Raw genomic sequence first — 26,363 nt, 5'->3', positions numbered from 1 at the left:
GGCGGCATTGTAGCCGCTGGGATCAGTGGCGCAGCAGCAGCGAGCCTTCGATGGGGACATAGCGGCTGGCGGCGCGGATCAGCGCCTGGGCGGTGAGGCCCGGCACCCCGTAGGCGGCAGCCTCGGTGCCGCCGGCACGTACACGTTCGAGCAGCAGGTCGAAGTCGCCATCGCCGGAAAGCAGGACGATCTCATCCACCTTGGGCGCGGCGTCGAGGATGTCGATGGTGATGCCGACGTCCCAGTCGCCCTTGGCCGAGCCATCGCTGCGCTGGATATAGGGTTTGAGCTTCACGGTGAAGCCGAGGTTGCGCAGGATCTGCTGGAACTGCTGCTGCTTCGCGTCACCACGGTCGATGGCGTAGGCGTATGCCTGGACGATGCTGCCCTGGCCGCTGAGCGCAGCCCACAGCGCGGCGTAGTTGAAGTGACAGCCATAGGCCTGACGCACGGTGTAGTAGAGGTTCTGCACGTCGGCGAACAGGGCGATGGTCTTCAACGGTGGCTCCGGGGCGGTATCGGCGGGGGCGCATTATCGACAGTGCGCCCGCCCCCCGCCAGTGCTACCGGATCAACTGAACATGTCGCCGTCGTCGAAGAACCCGGGGTCGTCATTGAAGCCGCCATCGTCGTAGCCGGTATCGGTAAAGCCGTTGTCGGCGTAGCGGTCGCCGCCCTGCAGCGAATCGTCGAAATTCGACGGTTCCTGTTGCAACGGTTCCTGGATCACCTCGACGATTTCCTGCGGCTGGCTGTGGTGGAACATGCTGGTCAGCAGGTCCGCCACCATCACGCCACCGGCGACACCAGCGGCGGTCTGCAGCGCACCGCGCATGAAGCCGCCGCCCTGCGGGGCAGCCTGGGCCGGTTGGGCTGGACGGAAATCATTGGGGTTGCTCGCATAGCCGCCACTGCCGCCGGGCTGGGAGAAGCGCGTCTGGCCCCAGCCATCGGGGCGCTGCTGCGGCTGGGCGGCGCGCGGCTCGTCACGCTGGCCGCCGCCGAACAGGCCAGCGAGGAAACCGCCGCTGCTGGGCCGCGGCTCCTGGGCTTGCGCCTCCAGTTCCTTGAGGCGCTGGTCCAGGCGCTTGATCGCCGCCTCCTGGATCAACAGCGCCTGGGCCATGTAGTACGGCGCGGCGGGCTGCCGGACCAGATGCCTGTTGATCTGCGCCTCGGCCTGCGCGTCGCGCTGCGCCGTCTGCTGCTCGGCATCGCGCAGGCGGCTGAACAGACCATCGATCAGGGATTGCTCTTCGGAATTCATGACAGGCCTCGAGTGAGCGTGGTGTTCGACGAAAGATTGGATCGGGCCGGTGAAAAACAAGTTCCGGCAGTTGAAATGTCCTACCTTCAACTGAAGGTTTGCTTAAGTTAGAGTCGAGGGCCTTCGATCCTTCTCCCATGCCGATGAATCCCATCTCGATCCTGCGCGACACCTGGTTCTTCTTTTCCCGACACATCGGCACCCTGCTGCCGTTGTGCCTGCCGTGGATCGTCGTGGAAACGCTGGTCCAGCGGCAGATCGACGTCGCGGCCGGGTCGCAGAACTTCGCGCCCTGGGGCATGGCTGCCGGCCTGGTGTTCTATCCGCTGTACACCGCCAGCCTGATCCTCTTCCTCATCGACCGGGGCGAAGGCCGCGAGCGTGGCGTGCGCGAACTGTGGAACGCAGCGCTGCGGCTGTGGCCGGCGTTCGCACTGCTGTCGGCGCTGAGTTCCCTGTTGATCCTGGTCGGCCTGTCGCTGATGGTGCTGCCGGGCCTCTTCATCATGATCAAGATGGCCTTTTCCGAGTTTCTCCTGGTGCAGCGCGGGCACACACCGATCGACGCCATGCGGGAAAGCTACCGCCTGACCACCGGGCACTTCTTCCTGCTGTTGACCACTGCGCTGGCGATCCTCGCGCCGGTATGGCTGGTCGAGGGCTGGATCAGCCAGACCGCCGAGGACTCGCCCGCGCTGGGCGTGGTCCTGCATTCGGCCAGCGGGTTCTTCCAGTTGATGCTGACGGTGGCGGCCTACCGCATCTTCATCCTCGCCCCGGAGCCCGAAGCCTGAGGCACCGCAGCACGCCGCAACACTTTCGCCGGCGCGGCATACACCTGTCTTCTACGCTGGAGTCTTCTGCCTTGCACCGGAGACTCCCGTGAGCGACCAACCAAGCTATCCGCCCAGCTGCATCTCGCACATTTCCATCGGCACCAATGACTTCGCTCGCGCCAAGGCGTTCTACGACGCGGTGCTGCCCACCCTTGGCTGCACGCAGATCATGGAGCACCCCGGCGCGGTGGCCTATGGCCGCGAGTTTCCCGAGTTCTGGCTGCAGACTCCCATCGACGGCCGCCCCGCCAGCGTCGGCAACGGCACCCATTTCGGCTTCATTGCCAACACCCGCGAAGCGGTGGACGCCTTCTACCAGGCAGCCATCGCCGCCGGTGCCACCGACGATGGTGCGCCAGGCCCTCGCCCGCTGTATGGCGACCCGTACTATGGCTGCTTCGTCCGCGACCTGGACGGGCACAAGATCGAGGCATCGTTCTGGGACATGGAGCTGGCAGGCCACGCCCACGATTCACACTCGCACTGACGCAGCGCAGGCGCACAGGGGAAGCGTACGACGCCCATCCTGCAGATGGCTTCGACCTCGCTTCCCTGCGCGCCCCGCGAAGAGCTAGTGGCCCGGCTTGAGCCCCGACATCTTAGGCACCAGCAGCTTCTCGAACAGCCGCGGAAAGAACCGGGCGAGAATGCGCGCCTGCCAGTTGACGTTGGACAGTACCAGCAGCCGCCGCCGGCGGGCCGCGCCCTGGTAGATCGCTTCCGCCACATCGCGCGGCGACGCGACCTCCGCACCCAGCACCAGCGCCGGCTGGCGGATCACCGAGCCATCGCCGACCAGCGCGTTCTTGCGCAGGTCGGTGGCAGTGAAACCGGGGCAGGCCAGCATCACCGCCACGCCACTGCCGTCGATCTCCATGCGCAGCGTGTCGAACAAGCCATGCAGTGCATGTTTGCTGGCGTTGTAGGCGCTGCGGTAGAGCAACGGCGCGAAGCCGGTCAGTGAGCTGAGGACGACGATCTGCCCCCGCCGCGCCAGCAGGCTGGGCAACACCGCCTGCGTGCAGTGCAGCGCGCCGTAGAAGTTCACCGCCATGACTCGCTGGAACACCGCAAGGTCAGTATCGGCGAACAGGCTGCGATGGGTGATGCCGGCGTTGTTCACCAGCACATCGATACCGCCGAAGCGCTCGACCGCCAGGTTCACGCTGCGGCGTACCGCCTCTGCATCGGTGATGTCGCAGCGCAGGCCGAGCGCCTCGACGTTGAGGTGCCCATGCAGATGCTGAACCAGGCTGTCCAGCGCCGACTGATCGAGATCGAGGATCACCAGATGCGCGCCGGCCTGGGCAAAGCGCAGAACGAGCGCCCGGCCGATGCCCGAGCAACCGCCGGTGATCAGTACGACCTTGTGTCGATAGACCTGATGGGCGAACAGTTTGCGAGGCATGCCGGTCTCCTACAGGGATTCGTGGGTACCGTCGCAGCAGGGCGGCGTGTGGATCCGCTTGCAGCCACAGAAGTACAGCGGCTCATCGCGCTCAGCGTGAAACCTGAACGGCACGAGGCCCGCACCCTTGTGCGAACCGCCGCAGAAAGGCTGACTGGTACTGCATCCACAAGGGCACCAGAGGTAATCTTCGCCGGGGCGTACCGCTACCGGGCAGGGTCCGCGCCGGTCGATCAGCGCTGCGCTCATGGGACGAACCTCCCGGCGCGGGCGCGCCACAAGGTTGCAGGATGCTTCGCGAGGGAAACGCACAGGTGAAAAGCGCGGTCACAGACACTATCCTCTCGCCAGACCAAGGATAGCCCCAGAACTCCATGAACCTGTCCCAGCCGCGACGCATTCTGTTCATCCTGCTCATCGTCCTGCTCCTCGCTGCCACCGCGGCGGCCTGGCTGCTGGCCTGGCACCCCGCCGGACGCGAAGCCGTCGCCGCGCAGTGCCGCGCGCCGGCAGCGCTGCTGCAGCCGGGGCAGGCGCTGAAGGTGATGACCTGGAACGTCCAGTACCTGGCGGGCAAGCGCTACATCTTCTGGGACGACCTGCCCGATACCACTGGCCCGGACGACAAGCCCAGCGCCGAAGACCTCGCCTACACCCTCGACGAAGTGGTGCGGGTGATCCGTGATGAAACGCCGGACATCGTCCTGCTGCAGGAAGTCGACGACGGCGCCGCGGCAACCGGCGAGCAGGACCAGCAGGCACTGATCGGCGCACGCCTTGCCGACCTCTATCCCTGCTCCACCGCCGCCTTCGACTGGAAGGCTCGCTTCGACCCCAATCCCCACGTGTTCGGCAGCGCCGGGCGCAAGCTGGTGACCTTCAGCCGCTTCCAGATCACCTCGGGCGAGCGCCTCGCCCTGCCGCAGCGCGCGTCGATCCCGCTGCTGCGCCTGTTCGCCCCGCAGCCGGCGCTCCTGCAGAGCGAGCTGCCGATTCGTGGCGGCGGCAAGCTCACCGTGATCAACACCCGCCTGGAGCGCCCCAACGGCGATGACACGCCGCAACGCCAGGTGGACGCCCTGGAGCTGCACCTGAGCAGCCTGCAACGCGCCGGCCAGCCCTGGCTGCTTGGCGGCGACCTCGGCCTGCTGCCGCTGGGCCAGTATCCCTACCTGCCGGAAGTGCTGCGCGCGCCGTACCGCGCCAACAGCGAGCTTAACCTGCTGGCGGCACGCTTCCCGATGATCCCGGCGGTGCAGGAGTCCAGCGGCGCCGAGCAGGAGAACTGGTACACCCACTTTCCCAACGACCCCCGCGTGCACAAGCCCGACCGCACCCTCGACTACCTGATCTACAGCCCGCGCCTGAGCCGTATCGAAGCCGGCGTACGGAGCAACGACACCCTGCGCATCTCCAATCACCTGCCGCTCACCGGGCGCTTCCTGCTGCCGCATTGAGCAATGCCGCACGCGGGCGCCGGGCGAGGCTGGACAAGCACACGGAGCTCGCCGCATGCTCCGCCCGCCGCGTAAAAAAACGACAACACTCCCGCAGGTCTCCATGCCCTTTCGCCGTATCGCCTGGCTGATCGCCGCACTGTTCTGCCTACACGCCAGCGCCAGTGGCAAGCCCACCCTGGCCGACCGCCTGCCAAGGCCGCTCCCGGCCCTGAGCGTCGGCTACTACGAATTCCCGCCGTACACCTACACCGCCCCCGACGGCACCACGCGCGGCAGCGGCGCCGAAATAGTCCGGCGCATCCTGCTCAAGGCCGGCTATCGAGCGGAGTTCCGCTCGCTGCCCAGCGCGCGGCTGTACCTCGGCCTGCAGGATGGCAGCGTGCAACTCTGGGCCGGCGCGCCGGGCAAGGCTGAACTGGCGGACAGCACACTGGAATGCGAGCGCGTGCTCGGCCATGTCGACCTCAACCTCTATCGCCTGCCATCGCACCCCTCCCCGCCACTGCCCCAGGGACTGGCCGGCAAACGGGTGATCCTGATCAGCGGCTACAGCTACTGGAAACCCATCACCGACCTGCTGGAGGACCCGCAACTGAAGCTGGAACAGCACCGCACCAGCACCCACGTGGCGGCGTTGCAGATGCTCGAACGCGGGCGAGGCGACTACCTGATCGACTACCAGACACCGGTGGAGCAGGCGCGCCGCGAATTGCAGATGGCGCCGTTGGCCTTCGACCGGTTGTACAGCGTGCCGACCAAGCTGATCGTTTCCCGCCGCGCCCCGGATGCCGAAGCGCTGCGCGCGCAGCTCGACCACGCCTACGATGAGTTGAAGGCGGCGGGCTACGAAATGGAATTGCCGTAGCACCGGCCGGAGCCGGCACAAATCGAAGCCCGGCACAGGATGGCGTTTGCCCCCTGCGCACAGGCACTCGCTGGCGGTCAGCCCTTGCGCGGCTTCGCCCGCGCCGTCGGCTCGGCGATCAGCGGATCGTCTGGCCAGTAGTGCTTGGGGTAGCGCCCCTTGAGATCCTTCTTCACCTCGGCGTAGGTGCTGCGCCAGAAGTTGGCCAGGTCCTGGGTCACCTGCACCGGGCGCTGCGCTGGCGACAGCAGATGCAGCTTCACCGCGACCCTGCCACCGGCGACGCGCGGCGTGTCGGCGAGGCCGAACAGCTCCTGCAGGCGAACGGCAAGCACCGGCGGAAACTCGGTGTAGTCCAGGCGGATGTTCGAGCCGGATGGCACCTGCAAGCTACGCGGCGCCAGCTCGTCCAGCCGCTGCGGCAACGGCCACGGCAGCACGGCATGAAGCATGCCGGCCAGCTCCAGATTGGCGAAATGCGCCAGCCGCGAGACCTTGCCAAGGTACGGCAGCAGCCAGTCTTCCAGCGAAGCCAGCAGCGCCGCGTCGCTGACGTCCGGCCATTCGCTTTCGCCCTTGCTCTGCAGATCGAGCCGTCGCAGCAAGGCGACCCGAGCCTGCCACTGGCGCAACTCCGGCGTCCACGGCAGCAGCTCCAGGCCCTTGCGCCGCACCAGCCCAAGCAGCGCGCGGCTACGGGCATCGGCATCGAGGTTGGGCAGCGCTTCGCTGGACAGCACCAGCTCACCGACCTTGCGCTGGCGCTCGGCACGCAGCACGCCCTCGCGCTCGTCCCAGTCCAGCTCGTCATGCACGCTGACCTGCTCGGCGAGAATGGAGTCGAACAGCACCGGCTCCAGCGCCGCCGCGAGATAGATGCGCTCCTCGCGCTGGCCCTGGCGGCTGCCAAGGTCGGCGATCACCAGCCAGGGCTCCTTCATCAGCGCGTCCGGCTCGCCGAACAGCGCGGCGCGGCCATTGGCCAGACGGTACTCACCACCACCGGCACGGCGCTGGCGGGCGATGCGGTCCGGGTAGGCGAACGCCAGCAGGCCACCGAGCCAGCGCGGATGATCGGGGTCGGCGACCGGTTCGCGAGCTGGGCCGCGCAGGTAGCCCTTGAACTGCCGCGACAACTGCCGCACGCGCTGTACCGAGCCACGGCTGGCGCGCCCGCCGCCTTGCTCGCCAGCCAGCAGGGCGAGGCGGTGGTGCAGGTCGGCATCGTTGCCGCGCAGGATGTCGCGCTCGCCGAGCAACGCGGCAAGATCGCAGGCCAACTGGCCCAGCCCCAGCGCATGGCCACGCAGCAGCAGATGGGCGATACGCGGATGCGCCGGCAACTCCGCCATCGCCTGGCCGTGGGCCGTCAGGTTGCCGCCGCCGGCACGGGATGCCAGCGCGCCGAGGCGCTCCAGCAGGTCCTGGGCCTGGGCGTAGGCTGCGGCCGGCGGCAGGTCGAGCCAGGCCAGCTCCTGCGGGGCTACGCCCCAGCGCGCCAGTTGCAGGGCCAGCCCGGCAAGATCGGCCTGGAGAATTTCCGCCGTGCCGTAGGCGGGCAATTGATCGTGTTGCGCCTCGGACCACAGCCGGTAGCACGCGCCCGGCTCCAGACGCCCCGCGCGGCCGGCACGCTGGGTGGCGGATGCGCGGGAGATGCGCTGGGTGTCCAGGCGCGTCATGCCGCTGCCCGGGTCGAAGCGCGGCACCCGCGCGAGGCCAGCGTCCACCACCACGCGCACGCCGTCGATGGTCAGGCTGGTCTCGGCGATGTTGGTCGCCAGCACCACCTTGCGCTTGCCCGCCGGCGCCGGCTCGATGGCGGCGCGCTGGGCGTCGAGATCGAGTTCGCCATGCAGCGGGCAGACGAGGATGTCAGGGCGGCCGGCGAGCGCATCGCCCAGTTGCTCGGCCACCCGGCGAATCTCCGCCTGGCCGGGCAGAAACACCAGCAGGCTGCCGCTCTCGTCGGCCAGCGCCTGCAGCACCGTCTGCACCACGCGTGGCTCGATGAACTCGCCGGCCTGCCAAGGCCGGCCCCAGCGGATGTCCACCGGGAACATGCGGCCCTCGCTGCGCACCACGGGCGCGTCGCCCAGCAGCGCGGACAGGCGCTCGCCTTCCAGCGTGGCGGACATCACCAGCACCTTCAGCGGCGGTTCGTCCCGCAGCAGCGCGCGGCCGTTCAAGGTCAGCGCCAGGGCCAGGTCGGCGTCCAGGCTGCGCTCGTGGAATTCGTCGAAGATCACCAGGCCAACGCCTTCCAGCGCCGGGTCATCCTGCAGGCGGCGGGCAAGGATGCCCTCGGTGACCACCTCGATGCGGGTCTTCGGGCCAATCCTGCTGTCCAGGCGGATGCGATAGCCCACCGTTTCGCCAACCTTCTCGCCCAACTCGGCGGCCAGCCTTTCGGCGGCGGCACGGGCGGCCAGGCGGCGCGGCTCCAGCATCAGGATCGACTGCCCGGCCAGCCACGGCTCGCCCAGCAGCGCCAGCGGCACGCGGGTGGTCTTGCCCGCGCCGGGCGGCGCCTCCAGCACGGCCTCGTGGCGGCCGGCCAGCGCCTGGCGCAGCTCGGGGAGGACGCTGTCGATGGGAAGGGCGTTCATGCCGGCTCCTGAGATTCAAGCTTCATATGGCGGTAACCCGGCGGACGCGGGGGGCGGCGATTATAACGGGCGAACCGCAAGTGCTACTCAGTAGTCATAGAAGCAACGAGCGCGCTGCATGGTGCGAATCTGCCAGCAGCACTCGCCGGCTCGTTGATATAGTTACTCGCATCATCCTCCCGGAGGTTTTCCATGCGTCTCGCCACTCGTGTGTCCTGCGCGGTTCTGTGCGCCACCCTGTTCAGCCAACTGACGGCCTGCGGCACCCTGTTCTATCCGGATCGCCGCGGCCAGATCGACGGCCGCATCGACCCGGCCATCGTCGCCTTCGACGCCATCGGTCTGTTGTTCTACATCATCCCGGGGCTGATCGCCTTCGGCGTAGACTTCGCCACCGGCGCGATCTACCTGCCCGATGCGAAGTATTCGGTCGCCCCGGAAAAGCTCAAGGACGCGGTGAGTGAAGACGGCACCGTCGATAAGGCTAAACTCAAGGCGATCCTCGAGCGTGAAACCGGCCGCAGCCTGCCGCTGGACGATCCGCGTCTTATCCAGCGCAGCGGCAGCCTCCAACAACTCGCCAGCCTGGGCCTGCGCCCGGAGGCCTGATATGCACGGCGCTCTCGCTTCACACCTTCAACAACTCCTGGCGTACCACCAGTGGGCCTACGAACGCATCCTGGAGGCCCTGGCTCCCCTGGATGAAGAGGCCTACCGGGCGCCGCGCGGGCTGTTCTTCGGCAGCCTGCACGGCACCCTCAACCACCTGGCGGTGGTCGATCGCATCTGGCTCGCCCGTGTGCAGCGCGAGCCCTGGCAGTTCGAACGCCTCGACGCCGAGGCCGCCCCGGATCGCGCCGGGCTCGAGGCATTCATCAATGAAGGCGCCGATGCCTGGCGCCTGTGGTTGAGCAAGCAGACCGACGCCACCCTCGGCGTGCAACTGGACTACCGCAACATGGCCGGCCAGGAACATCGCCAGAGCCTGGCCAACATCGTCCAGCACCTGGTCAACCACGGCACTCACCACCGCGGCCAGATGAGCGCGGCGCTCACCGCCCTCGGCCAGAAGGCACCGCTGCTCGACTACATCTATTTCCTGCCCGACCGCATGGACACATGATCACCCACGCCAGCCACTCCCAATTGCTGCGACTGGCGACCTTCGCGTCGCTCGGCGTAGCCCTCACCCTGATCGTGACCAAGGCCATCGCCTGGTGGATGAGCGGTTCGGTCAGCCTGCTGGCTGGCCTCACCGATTCCCTGATGGATGGCGCCGCCTCGTTCCTCAACCTGCTGGCGGTGCACTACGCCATCCGCCCAGCGGACGACGATCACCGCTACGGCCACGGCAAGGCGGAGTCGCTGTCGGGGCTGGCCCAGGCGCTGTTCATCGCGGTGAGCGCGGTACTGGTCGGTGCCCAGGCGGTGGATCGCCTGCAGCATCCGACGCCCGTGGAAGCCGCCGGCCTGGGCATCGCGGTCATGCTGCTGTCCCTGGTGCTGACCTGCGCGCTGCTGATGGTGCAGGCCTATGTGGTGAAGATCACCGGCTCCACCGCCGTGCGCGCCGACTCGCTGCACTATCGCTCGGACCTGCTGCTCAACAGCAGCATCCTGGTGGCGCTGGTGCTGGCGCAATTCGGCTGGCAGCAGATGGATGCCATCTTCGGCCTCGGGATCGCTCTCTATATTCTCTGGAGCGCCTTCCAGATCGCCCGCGAGTCGATTGCCGTGCTGATGGACGAAGAGCTGCCGCCCGACGTCAGCACCCGCATGCTCGAACTGGTGCGCAGCGTACCCGGCGTACTCGGTGTCCACGACTTGCGCACGCGGATTTCCGGAACCCACTGGTTCGTCCAGTTGCACCTTGAGCTGCCCGGCGAACTGCCGCTGTCGAAGGCCCATCAGCTCTGCGACGAAGCGGTGCTGGCGATTCACCGGGAATTCCCGCGGGCCGATGTGCTGGTGCACGCCGACCCGCAGGAAGTAGTGGGCAAAGAGACCATCAGTTGATGCTGTAGCCGCGCCCGCTCAGGCACGCCCCCAGGGCGCGGCGATAGTTGTCGGCGACATCGGCCGGCGGCGCGTAGCTCACCGAGGCCGGATCGAAACCGCTCTGCTCTGCCGCCCAGCGATGGCACTCGTACCTGTCGCGGCTCTGCTGGTCCGGCCCCTGGCCGTAGATCGGATAGGCGACCACGTCATAGCCCGCCTGCGCCATCGCCGGCTGCGCGACTGGCGGTGCCACCACTTCATAGTCCTGCGAGCCGGCCTGCCACAGGTAATAGGTGCCGGCCACCAGGAAGTAGCCGACACTGCCGATCCACACCTGCTCGGCATAGGACGGGAGGTAGCGCACCCGAACGCCGTAGGGCGGCGCCACCACCACGTAGCGCGAGCCGTAGGGGCGATACCAGTAGCCATCGTTGAAGAAGTAGTCCGCCCCCCGGTATGGCACGCGATAGTGCCCCGGCGGCACCGTGTTCACGACATATCCCGGCCGCCAGTAGGACGGATGCGGCCCCCAGTTGCCGTGATTGGCCGGCGGACGCCCCTGCCAGCCACCGGGCGGTGGTCGCTGGATTTCGTGGGAGCCAAACTTGCCGTGATCGTCACGATCGGCCGGCGGGCGATTCTGTCCCTGGCCGCCGTTATTGCCCTGCCACTGGTTCCCCGAACCACCTCCCGGCGGGCGGCCTTGCCATTGCCCGCCGTTGTTGCCCGGCGAGCCGCCGTGCCACTGGCCATCGTTGCCACCTGGCGGACGGCCCTGCCATTGTCCGCCATTGTTGCCTGGGGGACGGCCCTGCCAGCCACCGCCGCCGTGCACATCCTGAGAGCCGAACTTGCCGCCGCCGGAGTCGCCGCCGTGGCCACCCGGCCGGCCCTGACCGCCCTGCCCCTGATGCTGGCTCTGCCCTCCTTGGCTCGGCCCGCCCTGAATATCCGCACCGCCAAAGCTGGCGGCAACGGCCGCCTGCCCGGAGATTGCCAGCGAGAGCAGCGCGCTCCCGGCGAGCCGCCAGATGCCCGACTTCATGGATTCCTCACTTCGGCCAAGGCCGAATACAGTGATGCGATATTGCCATAGACCACGGCGCAGCCCCCGTATTGCAAGGCGCTGAGTAAAGACAGGGTAAAGATGGGGGAGAAATTGCGGGCAAGAAAAAAGGGAGGCTCGTCAGCCTCCCTTCGGGAATCTCGTCCTGCTCGTCGCTGTTGGCGCCGGCTCACCTCGCTCCGCCTTCTGGGCAGTGCGTAGCCCGGGGGCCGGCACGATCCGGTGGGATCGGCGGGCCGCGAAGCGCCTGATTGGGCGGATCGCTGGGGACGTAGTGTCCGGGCCGTGAATCTGGGAGAAATAGTACGGCGACAAGGGAGGGAAATGATTGCTAAGATTGCTCACGCAGGCACCACCTGAGCAACAAATCTCTACAAATTACGCAAAAAGCGCAATTCAATAGAAAACAGAGGCTTTCATGGACAAGCTGGACCGCTACGACCTGCGCATTCTTGCCGAACTGCAACGCGACGCGCGCATCTCCAATCAGGAGCTGGCCGAACGCATCGGCCTGTCGCCCTCACCCTGCTCGCGGCGGGTGAAGCAGTTGGAAGACGACGGCTACATCGTCCGTCAGGTCGCGCTGCTCGACAGCAAGAAACTTGGCCTGAGCCTCACCGCCTTCGTCCTGATCGGCATGGACCGCCACACCCCGGAACGCTTCGAGCACTTCCAGCAGGTGATCGGCAAGTGCCCGGAAGTCCTTGAGTGCAGCCTGGTAACCGGTATGGACGCGGATTACCAGCTCAAGGTGATGGTGCCGGACATGGAGCATTACCAGCACTTCCTGCTGGGCACCCTGACCCGTATCGAAGGGGTCACCAGCGTGCGCTCCAGCTTCGTGCTGCGCAACGTCATGGCCAGTACCGAGCTGCCGCTGGACCACCTGCGAGTCTGATCCAGCCTGCGACATAACGGCGCACTCCAGGCGTTCCGACCGCATGTCCGGCCCCGAAAATCTCCTACCGGAAGCCACGTAGCGCGATCTTCCCCGGCAAGCCGCCCTGTTACGGCAATAACTGATCAATTAATGAACACATCTGATCAACAAACATCCAGATGCGTATAATGCGCGCCTTCTCTACCACCACCGTCAGTCCCGGCGCCCCACGGGCACTTTCCGCACCGGGCAGGAGCAGCAATGAACGAGAGTTTCGAAGACTGGATGATGTATGGGCTGGTCACCGCCCTGATCCTGTTCATGGCCTTCATCGTCTGGGACCTCGCCAAGAAGTCCAAGGCGGGCCGCATGGGCACGATGGTGCTGTTCTTCGCACTGGGCCTTGGTGTACTCGGCTTCCTGATCAAGTCCTTCGTCGTCGCAGGGCTGGAAGGCGGCTTCTGACGCCTTCGCCTGCGAGCGCCCCGAATCTCAGAGTTCGGGGCTGACTTCCCGCCACTCCCCCGGCAGCAGGCCATCCAGGCCCCACGGCCCGATCCGCACGCGCACCAGGCGCAGGGTTGGCAGGCCGACGGCTGCCGTCATTCGCCTCACCTGGCGATTGCGCCCTTCGCGGATCACCAGCTCCAGCCAGGCCGTAGGCACCGACTTGCGGAAACGCACTGGCGGATTGCGTTCCCACAATTGCGGCTCGTCCAGCAAGCGCGCCTCGGCCGGCAGCGTCGTGCCATCGTTGAGCTGCACGCCTTTGCGCAGCCGATCGAGCTGTTCCTCGTTCGGCTCGCCCTCCACCTGAACCCAATAGGTCTTCGGCAGTTTGTGCCGCGGGTCGGCGATGCGCGCCTGCAGGCGGCCATCGTTGGTCAGCAGCAGCAGGCCCTCGCTATCGCGATCCAGCCGACCGGCCGGGTACACGCCGGGAACATCGACGAAATCCTTGAGCGTCGTGCGGCCCTCGCTGTCATTGAATTGGGTCAGCACGTCGAACGGTTTGTTCAGCAGGATCAGCTTGGGTTGCGCGGGTGGCGCCTTCGCCACGCGACGTGGCGAGGGCCGAGTGGCAGGACGGCGGGAAGCGGGACGAGGCGGACGGGACATGGCGAAACGACTGGTAACCGAGGATAGGGGTGTGGCGAATGCCGGCATGCTAGGTTGTGCCAAGTCCCCACCGCAAGAGCACTTCCATGAGCCGCCCCTCCTGGCTGATCACCCTGCTCAACCTCAGTGGCCGTCTCGGTGCCCGCCACCGCGGCCCGCAGACCGCACACTTCGATGGCCAGCGTTTCCACAATCTCGACCGCCGACCGCACCACGGCCTGCGCGCCTTCCTCAAATGGCAGCGCGAACGAGGCCGTCAGCCGGCCTGGCAGCCCCAGCCTGGCCGCGAAGCCCGACCGGAAACGCCAGCGCGCGTCTCGGGCGACGAATTGCGCGTCACCTATATCAACCACGCCACCCTGCTGATCCAGCACCGTGGGCTGAACATCCTCACCGACCCGCTGTGGTGTCAGCGCACCAGCCCGTTCAGCTTCGTCGGCCCCAAGCGCATTCACCCGCCGGGGCTGGCCCTGGACGAACTGCCGCCGATCAACCTGATCCTGGTCAGCCATAACCACTACGACCACCTGGATATCGGTAGCCTGAACGCGCTGGCGCGACGCTTCCCGTCCGCCAAGGTCGTGACCGGTCTGGGCAACGGCGAGCTGATCCGCGCCTGCGGTTTCGCCGACATCGTGGAAATCGACTGGTGGCAGAGCCTGCCGCTGCACGAAGGCATGCTGCTGACCGGCGTACCGGCGCAACACTGGTCGGCACGCTCGCGCAGCGATACCAATCGCACGCTGTGGCTGGGTTTCGTGCTGGAATCACCGGACGGCCCGGTGCTGTTTCCCGGCGATACCGGCCTGGGCCCGGAATTCGCGCTGATACGCCAGCGCTTCGGCCCGATGCGTTTCGCCGCCCTGCCCATCGGCGCCTACGAACCGCGCTGGTTCATGCGCCACCACCACATGAACCCCGACGACGCTGTGCAGGCCCACCAACAGCTCGACTCGCACTGCAGCATGGCGATCCACTTCGGCACCTTCCGCCTCAGCGACGAGGGCCAGTTCACCCCACTCGCCGACCTCGCTGCCGCCTTGCAGCAGCACGGCGTGGCAGCGGAACGCTTCCGCGCGCCGAAGCCGGGAGAACAATGGCTCGTACCGAAACTGCCGGGAGTGGCGCCGTAGCAATGCCGAGGTGGAAAACAGGACGCGGTTCTCCACCGCTGCGGCGGGATACCTGATTCATCCCCGCCAGGGCGGGGAACCCGGGGGTTGGCTGCGCAGTTTCGCCCCCTGGTCCGGGGTCATCCCCACGTTTGTGGGGAACACAACGTCCACCACCTGCCGAGCCGTCACCACGATGGCTCCCCCCCCCCACACCCGTGGGGAACACTCTCCGGTTGCGCCTCGATGAAGCGCTGGAACTGGTTCATCCCCACACCCGTGGGGAACACCTGCTGGGCGCTCCACGCGCCTCCACGCGAACCGGTTCATCCCCACACCCGTGGGGAACACCAGAAGAGTCTGGCCATGCTGTTCAGGTCGAGCGGTTCATCCCCACACCCGTGGGGAACACGGCCAACTGACGGTCGGCGCTGCTACCTGTCGCGGTTCATCCCCACACCCGTGGGGAACACCTGACGGCACGCGGAACACGGTCGTCGTTCGCCGGTTCATCCCCACACCCGTGGGGAACACGAAGCGCTTCGAATCCTCCTCCACCCCTAACCCGGTTCATCCCCACACCCGTGGGGAACACCCGGGGTTGGCGTCAATCATCTGCTCCACCACCGGTTCATCCCCACACCCGTGGGGAACACATGTCGGCAACGGTCGGTTCACGCATGCGCAGCGGTTCATCCCCACACCCGTGGGGAACACACTTCCAGTAACCTATTGATCCTCCGCCTCTTTTTCAAGCCTTCGGTTTCCACCGGAAAACGGCGTGAATTTCTAGTTCTCCCGGACCCGCCTGCTGCAGCAACCACGGTAGCGCTTGCCGCTGTTGCAGGGGCACGGTTTGTCGCCACGGCCACCCAGCTCCAGCCAGCTTTCCAGGCGCAGGCACATGCTCTGGCGGACTTCGCGGCGCTCGTCGTCGAGTTGGTGGCGGGCCAGTTCGCGGCGGAGCCAGAGGTAGTCTTCCAGCAGCTCATCGCGCTCCAGGGCGTGGAAGTGTTCCGGCAGCGGCACGCCTTCGTAGCGGCGCTTCGGATCGGGCAGGAAGGCGATGGCCGTGGCACCCGGCAACACGTTCCACAGTCGTCCCCGGGCATCGCGCCAGCAGGCGCTGAAGTGCGCACGCAGCGCCAGCCCCGGCCATTCTTCGAGACACCAGCCATCGACGCGCTCGCCGCCCAGGCCATCCACCGCCCGGCCCACCGAATACCAGGGCTCACCGGCCAGGCCATCGGGAAGCGGCAGCGGCGCGGCGACTTCCGGCGTGCCGTTGTCCACCAGGCGGCGGGCAAAGCGGCGCAGCGGGTTGGTCAGGTGCGTGGGGACACGAAAGGACATGGGATCACCAGCAGAAAGGGGTCGGCGAAAGTCCGACCGGAGAAGCGCCCCTTAGGCGCGAGGCGAGCATTCTAGGCCCGCCCCACGCAGCGTCAACGCGTGGGTTCAATAGTCCCGTGTGGAGACCGGGCGGGCTTCGCCGCCCAGCTCGCGCAGCAGGTCGTCGAGTAACGCGGAGGCGCCGAAACGCAGGTGCTCCGGCGTAATCCAGGCGGCACCGAAGCGTTCCTCGACCAGCGCCCGGTAGCGCTGCGCGTCGGCCAGGGTACGCAGCCCGCCGGAAACTTTCAGTCCCACCTTGCTCCCCGCCTCCCCGATGCACTCCAGCATCACCTGCACCGCCTCGGGCGTGGCATTGACCGACGCCTTGCCGGTGCTGGTCTTGAGGAAATCGGCGCCACCGGCGATGGCATCGCGGCATGCCCTGCGGATCAGTTCGGGGTCAGCCAGTTCGCCGGTTTCGAGGATCACCTTCAGCCGGTGGTACGGCCCGCACAGCGTCTTGCAGGCGCGGATCAACTCCACCGCGCCGGGCTCGCCGCCGGCCTTGAGCTTGCGCCAGGGGTAGACCAGGTCGATCTCGTCGGCGCCTTCGGCGAGCGTCTTGCGCACCTCTTCCACCACATCGGCCAGCGGAGCATCGCCAGTGGGGAAGTTGCACACGCTGGCCACCTTGACCGAACGCCCACCCAGGGTGTTGAGGGTGCGCCGGGCAACGTGCGCCAGCTTCGGCCAGACACACACTGCCGCGACTTCACCGTAAGGCGTCAGCGCGCGGCGGCAGAGATCGACGGTGCTCTGCAGGTTGTCCGCCTCGTTCAGTGAGGTCAGGTCGAGCAAGGCGAGCACACGGCCCGCCGGGGTCTTGCGAGGATCGATCATCGGCAACGCTCTCCATCGGCTCTCATCATGCGGCCAGGGCGACACCATCGCCCCGGCAGGCGGCCCGCGCCATGCCACAGATCAGCGGAACGGCGGCTCGTCGAAGCTGCGCAACTTGCGCGAATGCAGCGAGTTGAGCTGAGTGCGCAGCAGGTCGACGGCGGCGATGCCGATCGACAGGTGCTGGCTCACTGCCCGCTGATAGAACGCCGTGGCCGCACCGGGCAACTTGATCTCGCTGTGCAGCGGCTTGTCGGATACGCACAGCAGCGTGCCGTAGGGCACCCGCAAGCGATAACCCTGGGCGGCAATGGTGCCGCTTTCCATGTCCACCGCGATGGCCCGCGCCAGGTTGATCAGCGGACGCTCCTGGGCCCAGTGCAGCTCCCAGTTGCGGTCGTCGTAGGTCAGCACGGTGCCGGTGCGCAGGCGGCGCTTGAGCTGCTCGCCGCGCTCGCCGGTGACCAGCGCCGCGGCTTCCTGCAATGCCACCTGTACTTCGGCCAGCGCCGGAATCGGGATGTGCGGCGGCAGCACGCGGTCGAGAATACCGTCGCGGCGCATGTAGGCGTGGGCCAGCACGTAGTCGCCGATGGTCTGCGACTGACGCAGGCCGCCGCAGTGGCCGACCATCAGCCAGCAGTGCGGTCGCAGCACGGCCAGGTGGTCGGTGATGTTCTTCGCGTTGGACGGGCCGACGCCGATGTTCACCAGCGTCACGCCGTCGCCATCCTCGGCGATCAGGTGGTAGGCCGGCATCTGGAAGCGGTGCCATTCGACGCTGGCGACGATGGAGTTGGCCTCGCCTTCGTCGATGCCGCGCTCGATCACCACGTTGCCCGGCAGGACCATGCGCACGAAGCGCGGGTCGTCGCGCAGGCGTTCGAGGCCCAGATGGATGAACTGGTCGACGTAGCGGTGGTAGTTGGTCAGCAGGATCCACGGCTGCACGTGGCGCCAGTCGCTGCCGGTGTAGTGCACCAGGCGGCGCAGGGAAAAGTCGGTACGCGCCGCGTCGAACAGCGCCAGCGGCATCGGGTCGGCGCCTTCCCATTCGTAAAGGCCGTCGGCGATGCCATCGGAGGTGGCCGACAGGTCGGTGCTGGGGAATACCCGCGCCAGCTCGGCGGCAGTCACGCCCGAGCCGCCCAGCTCATCGCCGCCTTCCACTACATAGGGATAAGGGATGTTCTGCTCGCTGACACCGACTTCCACCCGCACGGTGAAATCGTCCATCAGCGGGCGCAGTTGTTCGAGCAGATATTTGCGGAAGGCCTTGGGGTGGGTGATGGTCACCGCGTAGGTGCCAGGCACCTGGACCTTGGCGTAGGCGCGCGTGGTGGACGGCACCTCGCCCTGGCACAGGTAGGTCACCCGCAGCAGCGGATAGCGGAACTGGGCGCGCTGCTCGGCATCGGGAACGATGCGCTCCTTCAGATAGCGCCTGAGCGCCTGGCTCAGGGCGCCGGTGGCGCGCTCATGCAGCGCGGCCAGTCGATCGACGGCCTCTTCGGCGGTCTCGGCGACGTAGAACTCGTCGCCAGTCTCGAGAGTCATGGTGGGCATCCTGTCTGAACGATCAGCTCCATCTTGCCTGCATCCGTCAAAGAAAGGGATGACAGATTCCACGCCGGCTGGACGAGCGGAAGGGCTGGGAAACCTTATGACAGATTCCACCGTTGCAAGTGCGGATAGCGGCGCGTTTGCCCGGAGGCGCGGGCCGTCTGGTTGATCCCCGCTCGGGCGGGGAACACAGGTACGGCGTGAGGACGATCATCGTCATGATCGGTTCATCCCCGCTCACGCGGGGAACACGCAAGCCAAGCCCCCGTTGCGGCCTGCAAATCCGGCTCATCCCCGCTCACGCGGGGAACACGAAGTAAACCATCAGAACCCGCGATGGAAGTGCGGTTCATCCTCGCTCACGCGGGGAACACAACGGCAGATGGGGTGATTTTTATGCGGGAGCCGGTTCATCCCCGCTCACGTGGGGAACACAGGATTGCATGGCTGATTCGTTTATTCGTGAGCGGTTCATCCCCGCTCACGCGGGGAACACACATTCCGCGCCGTGACGGGCGTCGACCGCAACGGTTCATCCCAGCTCACGCGGGGAACACACTTCCAGCAACCTATTGATCTATAACCTATTTTTCAAGCCGAAAATTTCTACCGATTTTTCCTCATGCCAGATGCGGCGTGGAGCGAGCTACCAGTGCGGCCGCTTCCACCCCGCGTGGCAGGGTACCGTAGACGCGGCCGCCGTCGACCAGGCGGCTGGCGATGAAGGCGTCGGAAACCACCGAGTTTCCGGCTTCCAGCAGGAGCTTGGCCTGCAGGGCGACGGCGACGTTTTCGGTGAGCTGGCGGGCGCGGTACTGGATGTCCTGGGTGTCGGCGAAGGATGCCTTGAGGTTGCCGATGAACGAAGCCAGCCGCGCGTCGCCGTGGCCGTCGCCCAGTTCGGCGAACAGCGCATCGAGCACACCCGGCTCCTTGGACAGTGCGCGCAATACGTCCAGGCACTGCACGTTGCCGGAGCCTTCCCAGGTGGAGTTGACCGGCGCCTCGCGGTATAGCCGCGGGAGGATGGTGTCCTCGACGTAGCCGGCGCCGCCCAGGCATTCGGCGGCTTCGTTGATCATCGCGGGGGCGCGCTTGCAGATCCAGTACTTGCCCACGGCAGTGACCAGGCGGGCGAACTTGTCTTCCTGCTCGTCGTGCTGGCGGTCCAGTGCTCGGCCCATGCGCATGGTCAGGGCCAGCGCGGATTCGCTTTCCAGCGCAAGGTCGGCCAGTACGTTCTGCATCAGCGGCTGCTCGGCCAGCACGCGGCCGCCGACCTGGCGGTAGGCGCAGTGGTGCGCGGCCTGGGTCAGCGCCTGGCGCATCAGGGAACTGGAGCCGATCATGCAGTCGAAGCGGGTCAGCGCCACCATTTCGATGATGGTGGGCACGCCTCGGCCTTCTTCGCCGACCATCCAGGCCAGCGCGCCGCGATATTCGACTTCGCTGGAGGCGTTGGACCAGTTGCCGAGCTTGTTCTTCAGGCGCTGGACATAGAACTCGTTGCGGCTGCCGTCCGGACGGTGGCGCGGCAGCAGGAAGCAGGTCAGGCCCTTGTCGGTGTAGGCCAGGGTGAGGAAGGCGTCGCACATGGGCGCCGAGCAGAACCACTTGTGGCCGACCAGTTCATACGCCTGGCCCGGGCCGGGAATGCCTGCCGGGTAGGCGCGGGTGGTGTTGGCGCGCACGTCGGTACCACCCTGTTTCTCGGTCATGGCCATGCCGATGGTGACGCCGGCCTTCTGCTCCATCGGCAGGTTGCGCGGGTCGTACTGGGTGGAGAGTATTTTCGGCAGCCACTTCTCGGCGACATCCGGCTGCAGGCGCAGCGCGGGAACGCTGGCGAAGGTCATGGTCAGCGGGCAGCCGGTGCCGGCCTCGGCCTGGCTGTGCAGGTAGCTCAACCCCGCGCGGGCGACCTGGGCGCCCGCGCGGGGATCGGTCCAGGGCATCGACGGGATGCCGGCTTCAATGGAGGCACGCATCAGTTCGTGATACGCCGGATGGAATTCCACCAGGTCGATGCGATGGCCGTAGCGGTCGTGAGACTTGAATACCGGTTTGTTCTCGTTGGCCAGGAAGCCGGCCGCCATCAGCGGGCCACCGGCCAGGGCGCCATAGGCATCGAGCTTCTGCTCGGCCCAGCCGCCTTCGTAGCGGCGCACCCATTCCTGCAACGGCAGATCGATTCGGTAGAGGTTGGCGCCATCCAGCGGCGGCACCTGGTTGGTCACTTCGTGGGTTTCGGCGTACTGGTGCAGGCTCATGGCTGATCCTCCGGGACAGGCAGTGGCGCACCGACGGCGCGCAGGCAGAAGTGGACGAGAGCATCGCTGACATCTTCCAGCGAAGGGTTGGACAGGCCGGCATCGCGGCCAGCGCGCGCCGGCGGTGAAAGCGGCCCGACGAGGGCTTCGGCGATCGCGCCCACCAGGCAGGCGGCGATCAGGTGCACGGGCTGGGAGGGGAACTCGCCGTGGGCGATGCCCTGCTCCAGCAACTGCACGAACAGCGCGGCATAGGCCTCACGGTAGACCAGGCGCTGCTCGTCGACTTCCGGGTCGACCGGCTCGGCGATCAGCGCGAAGGCCAGTTGCCGGCTGTCCCAGGCGCGGGCGGCGAACTGGCGCAGGCCATCGCTCAGCCGCGCAGTGGCGCTGGCTGGCGTGGCCAGCACCTCCGCCAGGGCATCGACTTCGCGCTGGCTGGCGCGGGAAAAGACTTCGGCGGCCAGTTCGCCCTTGCCGCGGAAATGCCGGTACAGGCTGCCGGTGGCGATACCGGCATCGTCGGCCAGGGTCTGCATGGTCAGCGCCGCGAAGCCGGCGTCCGCCACGCGGCCCAGTGCGAGCTTGAGGATGCGCTCGCGCAGCTCTCCGTCCTTCTGCACACGCGCTTCGGTTTGGCGGTAGACCATAGTATGAATCCGGATTCACCCTCTCCAAGCAGTGAATCATGCTTCATTGCTTGACCAAAGAGGCATAAGCGCCAGCGGCACGGGGTATTCGGACAGGCGAGCGGGCATGCTGGAAGACCACACGCGCCAATGTCGCCCGGTTCTGTATACGACTGATGGCACGGATATTCACCGGCGAGTGCCGACAGCCGCGAATATCGCCGGTATCATGGCAAGTCTTGGTGGAGCCCTGGTGGCGACCATCGGGTGGAGAACGCCGTTCCCGCCGCGCAGCCGAATCCTGGTCGATTCCGGCCGAGCCCGCCGCCAGGTTCCGCAAATCATCTGCCAGAATGCTCGCCTGCCGCGCCAGGCATGCGACACGCCGCAGGTAATCCCGTTGAATGAGGCGATCATGGAACAAAAAGACATCGATTGGGGCGCGCTCGGATTCGATTACATCAAGACCGACTTCCGCTACATCTCCCATTGGCGCGATGGTCTGTGGGACGACGGCAAGCTGACCGAAGACAACGTCCTGCACATCAGCGAAGGCTCCTCGGCCCTGCACTACGGCCAGCAGTGCTTCGAAGGCCTGAAGGCCTATCGCTGCAAGGACGGCTCGATCAATCTGTTCCGCCCGGACCAGAACGCCGCGCGCATGGCGCGCAGTTGTGCTCGCGTGCTGATGCCGCAGGTGTCCGAAGAGCAGTTCATCGATGCCTGCAAACAGGTCGTGCGCGCCAACGAGCGCTTCATTCCGCCGTATGGTTCCGGCGGCGCCCTGTACCTGCGCCCGTTCGTGATCGGCGTTGGCGACAATATCGGTGTGCGTCCGGCCCCGGAATTCATCTTCTCGGTGTTCTGCATCCCGGTCGGCGCCTACTTCAAGGGCGGCATGAAGCCCCACGACTTCGTGATTTCCACCTACGACCGCGCCGCCCCCAACGGCACCGGCGCCGCCAAGGTCGGTGGCAACTATGCCGCCAGCCTGATGCCGGGCGCCCAGGCCAAGAAAGACGGTTTCGCCGATTGCATCTACCTCGACCCGGCCACCCACAGCCGCATCGAGGAAGTGGGTTCGGCCAACTTCTTCGCCATCACCCATGACAACGAGTTCGTCACTCCGCGCTCCAGCTCGGTGCTGCCGGGCATCACCCGCCTGTCGCTGATGCAACTGGCGGCTGACCGCCTGGGCCTGAAGGTGATCGAAGGCGATGTGGAGATCGATAACCTGGCGCGCTTCAAGGAAGCTGGCGCATGCGGTACTGCCGCTGTGATCACGCCGATCGGCGGCATCCAGTACAAGGGCAACCTGCACGTGTTCTTCAGCCGCGAAGACGTCGGCCCGGTGACCCGCCGCCTCTATGAGGAGCTGACCGGCATCCAGAAGGGTGACGTGGAAGGCCCGGAAGGCTGGATCGTCAAGGTCTGAAACTGACCGCCCCGGCAAGAACGAACGCCGCGATGCCATCAGGCACCGCGGCGTTTTTCGTTGCGCCGGGACAAACGAGGCGGAACTGTACTTGGCAGGCCGGCGAATTGCGGCACCCATCGAATGTCACGATGGATAGATGGCTATCGGTTCGCTCTCCTCGATTGCGCCATGTGCTTTCGCAAGACCGGGAAAGAGTGCGGAGAGCCCCGCCCTAGGAGCGGCTGGACAGCCCCGGCTGGCATAGCAGCCAATCGTGCAGCAGGGTTTGCAGCGCCTCGAACTTCACCGGTTTGGCCAGGTAGTCGCTCATGCCTGCTGCAAGGCAGCGCTCACGGTCGCCACTGTGGCTGTGGGCGGTGATCGCCAGTACCGGCAGGTCGTCACAGCGTGGCAGGGTGCGGATCGCCCGGCAGGTAGCGAAGCCGTCCATGATCGGCATCTGGCAATCGAGCAGTACCGCGTCGACAGGCTCGCGGCGCAGCAGCTCGATGGCTTCGGCACCATTGTCGGCGGTGCGCACACGGTAACCGAGCTTGAGCAGCATGCCGCGAATCACCAACTGGTTGATGGCGTTGTCCTCCACCACCAGCACGGTGCACTGCTCCGGGCCCCGCAGCGCCTGACCGCCCGCGCGGCGCGGCGGCGGCGCGATGCTCTGCACCGGCTGGCCGACCTGCAGGGTCAGGCTGAAGTTGCTGCCCTGCCCCGGCATCGAGTCGTGGGTCAGTTCGCCGCCCAGCAGGCTGACCAGTTTGCGGCAAAGGGCAAGGCCGATGCCGAGGCCGCCGTACTCGCGGGTAAGCGAGCCGTCCAACTGGTAGAAACGCTGGTAGAGCGCGCCGTCCGGCGGCGTGGCGAAGCCGATGCCGCTATCCCTAACCTCCAGGCGCAGCAGCAGCCCCTCGGGGTTGGCGACGCCGCCCACGCGCAGGCTGACACCGCCCTGGTGGGTGAATTTGATCGCGTTGTCCAGCAGGTACCCCAGGGCTTGCGCCAGCTTGCCGGCATCACCCTCGAGTGTATCGGGCAGGCTCTCGTCCAGTTGCAGGTCGAAACGCAGGCCGCGCTCCTCGGCACGCGGCGCGTACTGGGCGCGCAGCCCGTCGCACAGCCCGCGCAGACTGAACGGTTCGCGGCGAGGGTAGAGCTTGCCGGCTTGCAGTTCGATCAACGCGAGGATGTCGTTGACCATGCGCATCATGTCGCGCGCAGAGCCAGTGGCGGTCTTGTGATACTGCGCCAGCTCGATGTCCATCGGCACCGTCTGCATCAGTTCCAGCGAGCCGATCACGCCGCTCATCGGGGTACGCAGTTCGTGGGTGACGGTGGCGAGGAATTCGTCTTTCAGGCGGTTGCTGCTGGCCAGTTCCAGGTTCAGTTGTTCCAGCTTGCGGCTGGTTTCCTGCAGGATGCGCGTGCGCTCTTCCTTCATGGCGTTGATGCGGTCGGCCAGCGCCAGCGACAGCAATCCCACTTCCAGCGCCGAGCCGATCTGGCTGGCGTACATGGTGAGGAAAACGTTGGGCAGCAGGCCCAGCACCATCAGGGTGTTGACGATGCCGCCGAGCAGGAAGGCGCTCCAGGCGAAGATGAAGTAGCGCGCCACGCGCATGCCGCGCAGCCAGGCGAGGACGCCGGCGGTGAAGATCACCACGGTGAAGGCGAGCGCGAGGTAGGTGGCCAGACGCAGGGCGATGGCATAGCTGACGGTCAGCGCCAGGGTCATCACCAGCGCACCGACGCCCATCAGCACCAGCAGCAGGCGGTCGATCCACAGGCTGTGCTCGCGGGTGTGCAGGAAGCTGCGGGCGAACTGGCAGCCGAACAGGCCGGCGGAACCGATCAGGAACGGCGTGGCGGCGTTCGCCCACCAGGGGCTGTTGGGCCAGAAGTACTCGATGCCGGCCCCGTTGACCGATATCTGATAGAGGCCGAACGAGGCGATGTAGAGGATGTAATAGAGGTAGCTGGTATCGCGGACGCTGAGGAAGATGAACAGGTTGTAGATCAGCATCACCAGCAGCACGCCGTAGATGATGCCCAGCACATAGATGCGGCCCGGCTGCTCCTCGAGGTAGGCCTTGGGCGACCAGAGGGTCAGCGGCGCCTGGATCGAACCCTGGCTTTCCAGGCGCAGATAGACGCGCAGCGGCTTGCCCGGCTCCAGCTTGAGGTCGAAAAGGTAGTTGTTCTGGCGAATCGGCCGGCTGGCGAACGGCAGCGTATCGCCAGTGCGCTGGGCCAGGCGGTAGCCGCCCTTGCCGTCGGGCAGGTAGAGGTCGAGCTTGTCCAGCGGCGGGTAGGCCAGTTCCAGCAGCCAGTTGGCGGGATCGCTGGACGCCTGGGGGCTGTAGTCGAGGTCGAGGCGCAGCCAGAACACCGAGCGCGAATAGCCCGCATTCAAAACGTCGTGTTCATGTCGGCGAAAGCTGGCGGCCAGCGCGGGCGAGACGATCTCCGAGATATCGGCACTGCCCCGGACATCTTCGAAGACATCCATTGCCCGTCCCAGCGGCAGTTGCCCGACGTGCTCGTCGAAGCTGATGGCGCTCGCCACTGGCGAGAGAATGAAAAGAATCAGAAAGACCAGCCAGTGCCGCATGGTGCCCCGCAGTACCTCCTGGCGGCGGCGCCGGGGAGCCCCATCTCCCGTTCTGGCGTGCCCCGGAGGCGTCGTGTTGGAATCGGCGAACTCTAGCACAGGCCTTGCGGCGCGTGGCATCGGACCCTTCGGATAAGGTTTGACCGGGCAGTCCGCTCGATCGGGCCACGGCCGCGGTTTAGTGATAAGCTCCCGCGCCATGAAAACACCTGCCTCCCGTCCCGTAGTGCTCTGCCTGTCCGGCCACGATCCCAGTGGCGGTGCCGGCCTGCAGGCCGATATCGAAGCCCTGATCGCCCAAGGCTGCCACGCCGCGCCGACCGTCACCGCGCTGACCGTTCAGGATACCGTCAACGTTTCCGACTTCCGCGTGCTCGATCGCGAGTGGGTGCTGGCACAGGCCAACGCCGTGATCGCCGACCTGCCGGTAGCCGCGGTCAAGCTGGGCATGCTCGGCTCGGTGCAGATGGTCGACACCGTGGTCGAGATCATGCAGTCCCTGCCAGGTGTTCCGCTGGTCTGCGACCCGGTGCTGCGTGCCGGCGGCGGCGGTTCGCTGGGCAAGGACGACGTCGGCTATGCCATGCGCGAGCGGCTGCTGCCGATTGCCGCGGTAGCCACGCCGAACCTGCCCGAAGCGCGCATCCTCGCCGAACTGCCCGAAGGCAGCGCCGACGAATGCGCGGAAAAGCTGCTGCCTTATATCCAGGCTCTGCTGATCACCGGCGGCCACGGCGACGAATCCGAAGTACACAATCGTCTGTATACCCGCGACGGCCAGCGCCACACGTTTACCTGCCAGCGCCTGCCGGGCAGCTACCACGGCTCGGGCTGCACACTGGCGAGCACCCTCGCCGGCCGCCTGGCCCTCGGCGAGGAACTGGTAAGCGCCGTGCGCAGCGCCCTCGACTACACCTGGCGCACCCTGCGCGACGCGGAAGCTCCCGGCCACGGCCAGTACGTTCCGCGACGCCTGCCGCTGGATTTCTGCTCCTGAACCAACCGC

General features: G+C 66.6%; 24 protein-coding genes and 1 CRISPR repeat array. Of the genes, 12 read left to right on the top strand and 12 right to left on the bottom strand.

Annotated features, from left to right (window positions below):
* Positions 1–22: 22 nt before the first annotated feature.
* Positions 23–499, bottom strand: coding sequence for a LabA-like NYN domain-containing protein (locus OU419_RS04055; RefSeq protein ID WP_254471265.1), 477 nt, complete (start codon positions 497–499; stop codon positions 23–25).
* Between the two features lie 72 nt (positions 500–571).
* Positions 572–1,267: a DUF2076 domain-containing protein gene (locus OU419_RS04050; protein WP_254471266.1), complete on the bottom strand. Its 696-nt coding sequence runs from the start codon at positions 1,265–1,267 to the stop codon at positions 572–574.
* A gap of 143 nt (positions 1,268–1,410) precedes the next feature.
* Between OU419_RS04050 and OU419_RS04045 the strand changes: the two genes are divergently transcribed.
* Together OU419_RS04045 and OU419_RS04040 are read left to right on the top strand one after the other, a co-directional pair.
* Positions 1,411–2,061, top strand: coding sequence for a YciC family protein (locus OU419_RS04045; RefSeq protein WP_326494076.1), 651 nt, complete (start codon positions 1,411–1,413; stop codon positions 2,059–2,061).
* Positions 2,062–2,149: 88 nt separating this feature from the next.
* Positions 2,150–2,590: a VOC family protein gene (locus OU419_RS04040; protein WP_254471268.1), complete on the top strand. Its 441-nt coding sequence runs from the start codon at positions 2,150–2,152 to the stop codon at positions 2,588–2,590.
* Between the two features lie 84 nt (positions 2,591–2,674).
* Here OU419_RS04040 and OU419_RS04035 read toward each other — a convergent pair whose 3' ends face one another.
* On the bottom strand, positions 2,675–3,511 hold the full coding sequence (locus OU419_RS04035; RefSeq protein ID WP_254471269.1) for an SDR family oxidoreductase: 837 nt from the start codon (positions 3,509–3,511) through the stop codon (positions 2,675–2,677).
* A 374-nt stretch (positions 3,512–3,885) separates the two neighbouring features.
* Between OU419_RS04035 and OU419_RS04025 the strand changes: the two genes are divergently transcribed.
* Complete coding sequence (locus tag OU419_RS04025) at positions 3,886–4,968, top strand: endonuclease/exonuclease/phosphatase family protein (RefSeq protein WP_254471271.1); 1,083 nt, start codon at positions 3,886–3,888, stop codon at positions 4,966–4,968.
* 103 nt (positions 4,969–5,071) lie between these two features.
* Positions 5,072–5,836 (top strand): substrate-binding periplasmic protein, encoded by a 765-nt coding sequence (locus tag OU419_RS04020; RefSeq protein ID WP_254471272.1) that lies wholly within the window; start codon positions 5,072–5,074, stop codon positions 5,834–5,836.
* 77 nt (positions 5,837–5,913) lie between these two features.
* Here OU419_RS04020 and hrpB read toward each other — a convergent pair whose 3' ends face one another.
* The gene (gene hrpB / locus OU419_RS04015) at positions 5,914–8,445 is read right to left on the bottom strand and encodes an ATP-dependent helicase HrpB (RefSeq protein ID WP_254471273.1); all 2,532 of its coding nucleotides are present in this window, start codon (positions 8,443–8,445) and stop codon (positions 5,914–5,916) included.
* Positions 8,446–8,637: 192 nt separating this feature from the next.
* On the opposite strand from hrpB, the gene OU419_RS04010 reads away from it, so the two are divergent.
* The 3 genes from OU419_RS04010 to OU419_RS04000 are packed head-to-tail and all read left to right on the top strand — an operon-like array spanning position 8,638 to position 10,461.
* Positions 8,638–9,054 carry a polyribonucleotide nucleotidyltransferase gene (locus tag OU419_RS04010; protein ID WP_254471274.1) on the top strand — a complete coding sequence of 139 codons (417 nt, stop codon included), beginning with the start codon at positions 8,638–8,640 and terminating at the stop codon, positions 9,052–9,054.
* Position 9,055: 1 nt separating this feature from the next.
* On the top strand, positions 9,056–9,568 hold the full coding sequence (locus tag OU419_RS04005) for a DinB family protein (RefSeq protein WP_254471275.1): 513 nt from the start codon (positions 9,056–9,058) through the stop codon (positions 9,566–9,568).
* The gene (locus OU419_RS04000; RefSeq protein WP_254471276.1) at positions 9,565–10,461 is read left to right on the top strand and encodes a cation diffusion facilitator family transporter; all 897 of its coding nucleotides are present in this window, start codon (positions 9,565–9,567) and stop codon (positions 10,459–10,461) included. Before OU419_RS04005 ends, OU419_RS04000 begins: the two co-directional genes overlap by 4 nt.
* On the opposite strand, the gene OU419_RS03995 is transcribed toward OU419_RS04000, so the two are convergent.
* The gene (locus OU419_RS03995; RefSeq protein WP_254471277.1) at positions 10,454–11,488 is read right to left on the bottom strand and encodes a DUF6515 family protein; all 1,035 of its coding nucleotides are present in this window, start codon (positions 11,486–11,488) and stop codon (positions 10,454–10,456) included. The two genes, OU419_RS04000 and OU419_RS03995, sit on opposite strands and share 8 nt — an antisense overlap.
* Before the next feature lie 439 nt (positions 11,489–11,927).
* On the opposite strand from OU419_RS03995, the gene OU419_RS03990 reads away from it, so the two are divergent.
* Both OU419_RS03990 and OU419_RS03985 read left to right on the top strand, forming a co-directional pair.
* Positions 11,928–12,407 carry an Lrp/AsnC family transcriptional regulator gene (locus tag OU419_RS03990; protein ID WP_254471278.1) on the top strand — a complete coding sequence of 160 codons (480 nt, stop codon included), beginning with the start codon at positions 11,928–11,930 and terminating at the stop codon, positions 12,405–12,407.
* Positions 12,408–12,650: 243 nt separating this feature from the next.
* The gene (locus OU419_RS03985; protein WP_254471279.1) at positions 12,651–12,854 is read left to right on the top strand and encodes a DUF2788 domain-containing protein; all 204 of its coding nucleotides are present in this window, start codon (positions 12,651–12,653) and stop codon (positions 12,852–12,854) included.
* Positions 12,855–12,881: 27 nt separating this feature from the next.
* Here OU419_RS03985 and OU419_RS03980 read toward each other — a convergent pair whose 3' ends face one another.
* Entirely contained in the window at positions 12,882–13,448 is a 567-nt protein-coding gene (locus OU419_RS03980) for a pseudouridine synthase (protein WP_254471416.1), read from the bottom strand.
* Between the two features lie 146 nt (positions 13,449–13,594).
* On the opposite strand from OU419_RS03980, the gene OU419_RS03975 reads away from it, so the two are divergent.
* Positions 13,595–14,641 (top strand): MBL fold metallo-hydrolase, encoded by a 1,047-nt coding sequence (locus OU419_RS03975; protein WP_254471280.1) that lies wholly within the window; start codon positions 13,595–13,597, stop codon positions 14,639–14,641.
* A 240-nt stretch (positions 14,642–14,881) separates the two neighbouring features.
* Positions 14,882–15,337: direct repeats of the CRISPR family, unit length 29 nt; unit sequence CGGTTCATCCCCACACCCGTGGGGAACAC.
* A 72-nt stretch (positions 15,338–15,409) separates the two neighbouring features.
* Here the strand turns inward: OU419_RS03975 and OU419_RS03970 are convergent.
* The 5 genes from OU419_RS03970 to OU419_RS03950 all read right to left on the bottom strand — a co-directional run bounded on the left by OU419_RS03970 (position 15,410) and on the right by OU419_RS03950 (position 21,338).
* Positions 15,410–15,973 (bottom strand): hypothetical protein, encoded by a 564-nt coding sequence (locus tag OU419_RS03970; protein WP_254471281.1) that lies wholly within the window; start codon positions 15,971–15,973, stop codon positions 15,410–15,412.
* A 105-nt stretch (positions 15,974–16,078) separates the two neighbouring features.
* Positions 16,079–16,855, bottom strand: a complete 777-nt coding sequence (gene deoC / locus OU419_RS03965) for a deoxyribose-phosphate aldolase (RefSeq protein ID WP_254471282.1) — start codon at positions 16,853–16,855, stop codon at positions 16,079–16,081.
* A gap of 81 nt (positions 16,856–16,936) precedes the next feature.
* Positions 16,937–18,412 carry an AMP nucleosidase gene (gene amn, locus OU419_RS03960; protein WP_254471283.1) on the bottom strand — a complete coding sequence of 492 codons (1,476 nt, stop codon included), beginning with the start codon at positions 18,410–18,412 and terminating at the stop codon, positions 16,937–16,939.
* 626 nt (positions 18,413–19,038) lie between these two features.
* A complete protein-coding gene (locus OU419_RS03955) occupies positions 19,039–20,688 on the bottom strand; it encodes an acyl-CoA dehydrogenase family protein (RefSeq protein WP_254471284.1) in 1,650 nt (549 codons plus the stop codon).
* Positions 20,685–21,338 (bottom strand): TetR/AcrR family transcriptional regulator, encoded by a 654-nt coding sequence (locus tag OU419_RS03950; RefSeq protein WP_254471285.1) that lies wholly within the window; start codon positions 21,336–21,338, stop codon positions 20,685–20,687. Before OU419_RS03950 ends, OU419_RS03955 begins: the two co-directional genes overlap by 4 nt.
* Before the next feature lie 394 nt (positions 21,339–21,732).
* Here OU419_RS03950 and OU419_RS03945 point away from each other — a divergent pair, with 394 nt between their 5' ends.
* Positions 21,733–22,752 (top strand): branched-chain amino acid aminotransferase, encoded by a 1,020-nt coding sequence (locus tag OU419_RS03945; protein WP_254471286.1) that lies wholly within the window; start codon positions 21,733–21,735, stop codon positions 22,750–22,752.
* A 214-nt stretch (positions 22,753–22,966) separates the two neighbouring features.
* Here the strand turns inward: OU419_RS03945 and OU419_RS03940 are convergent, their stop codons facing one another.
* Positions 22,967–25,357, bottom strand: coding sequence for a hybrid sensor histidine kinase/response regulator (locus OU419_RS03940; RefSeq protein WP_254471287.1), 2,391 nt, complete (start codon positions 25,355–25,357; stop codon positions 22,967–22,969).
* 199 nt (positions 25,358–25,556) lie between these two features.
* Here OU419_RS03940 and OU419_RS03935 point away from each other — a divergent pair, with 199 nt between their 5' ends.
* Positions 25,557–26,354 carry a hydroxymethylpyrimidine/phosphomethylpyrimidine kinase gene (locus OU419_RS03935; RefSeq protein ID WP_254471288.1) on the top strand — a complete coding sequence of 266 codons (798 nt, stop codon included), beginning with the start codon at positions 25,557–25,559 and terminating at the stop codon, positions 26,352–26,354.
* Positions 26,355–26,363 lie beyond the last annotated feature (9 nt).

Source organism: Pseudomonas triclosanedens (assembly GCF_026686735.1).
Classification (GTDB): domain Bacteria; phylum Pseudomonadota; class Gammaproteobacteria; order Pseudomonadales; family Pseudomonadaceae; genus Pseudomonas; species Pseudomonas triclosanedens.
The sequence above is the reverse complement of the archived record's forward strand: the minus strand, read 5'-3'. Positions and strand labels throughout refer to the sequence as shown.

Excerpts from the sequence above, each read along its gene's own strand:
- OU419_RS03935 (WP_254471288.1), top strand. The coding sequence starts at position 25,557 with ATGAAAACACCTGCCTCCCGTCCCGTAGTGCTCTGCCTGTCCGGCCAC.
- OU419_RS04000 (WP_254471276.1), top strand. The coding sequence starts at position 9,565 with ATGATCACCCACGCCAGCCACTCCCAATTGCTGCGACTGGCGACCTTC.
- OU419_RS04050 (WP_254471266.1), bottom strand. The coding sequence starts at position 1,267 with ATGAATTCCGAAGAGCAATCCCTGATCGATGGTCTGTTCAGCCGCCTG.
- OU419_RS04005 (WP_254471275.1), top strand. The coding sequence starts at position 9,056 with ATGCACGGCGCTCTCGCTTCACACCTTCAACAACTCCTGGCGTACCAC.
- OU419_RS03940 (WP_254471287.1), bottom strand. The coding sequence starts at position 25,357 with ATGCGGCACTGGCTGGTCTTTCTGATTCTTTTCATTCTCTCGCCAGTG.
- OU419_RS03955 (WP_254471284.1), bottom strand. The coding sequence starts at position 20,688 with ATGAGCCTGCACCAGTACGCCGAAACCCACGAAGTGACCAACCAGGTG.
- OU419_RS03945 (WP_254471286.1), top strand. The coding sequence starts at position 21,733 with ATGGAACAAAAAGACATCGATTGGGGCGCGCTCGGATTCGATTACATC.
- OU419_RS03990 (WP_254471278.1), top strand. The coding sequence starts at position 11,928 with ATGGACAAGCTGGACCGCTACGACCTGCGCATTCTTGCCGAACTGCAA.
- OU419_RS03995 (WP_254471277.1), bottom strand. The coding sequence starts at position 11,488 with ATGAAGTCGGGCATCTGGCGGCTCGCCGGGAGCGCGCTGCTCTCGCTG.
- OU419_RS03970 (WP_254471281.1), bottom strand. The coding sequence starts at position 15,973 with ATGTCCTTTCGTGTCCCCACGCACCTGACCAACCCGCTGCGCCGCTTT.
- OU419_RS04010 (WP_254471274.1), top strand. The coding sequence starts at position 8,638 with ATGCGTCTCGCCACTCGTGTGTCCTGCGCGGTTCTGTGCGCCACCCTG.
- hrpB (WP_254471273.1), bottom strand. The coding sequence starts at position 8,445 with ATGAACGCCCTTCCCATCGACAGCGTCCTCCCCGAGCTGCGCCAGGCG.
- deoC (WP_254471282.1), bottom strand. The coding sequence starts at position 16,855 with ATGATCGATCCTCGCAAGACCCCGGCGGGCCGTGTGCTCGCCTTGCTC.
- OU419_RS03950 (WP_254471285.1), bottom strand. The coding sequence starts at position 21,338 with ATGGTCTACCGCCAAACCGAAGCGCGTGTGCAGAAGGACGGAGAGCTG.
- OU419_RS04020 (WP_254471272.1), top strand. The coding sequence starts at position 5,072 with ATGCCCTTTCGCCGTATCGCCTGGCTGATCGCCGCACTGTTCTGCCTA.
- OU419_RS04035 (WP_254471269.1), bottom strand. The coding sequence starts at position 3,511 with ATGCCTCGCAAACTGTTCGCCCATCAGGTCTATCGACACAAGGTCGTA.
- OU419_RS04045 (WP_326494076.1), top strand. The coding sequence starts at position 1,411 with ATGAATCCCATCTCGATCCTGCGCGACACCTGGTTCTTCTTTTCCCGA.
- OU419_RS04025 (WP_254471271.1), top strand. The coding sequence starts at position 3,886 with ATGAACCTGTCCCAGCCGCGACGCATTCTGTTCATCCTGCTCATCGTC.
- OU419_RS03975 (WP_254471280.1), top strand. The coding sequence starts at position 13,595 with ATGAGCCGCCCCTCCTGGCTGATCACCCTGCTCAACCTCAGTGGCCGT.
- amn (WP_254471283.1), bottom strand. The coding sequence starts at position 18,412 with ATGACTCTCGAGACTGGCGACGAGTTCTACGTCGCCGAGACCGCCGAA.
- OU419_RS03985 (WP_254471279.1), top strand. The coding sequence starts at position 12,651 with ATGAACGAGAGTTTCGAAGACTGGATGATGTATGGGCTGGTCACCGCC.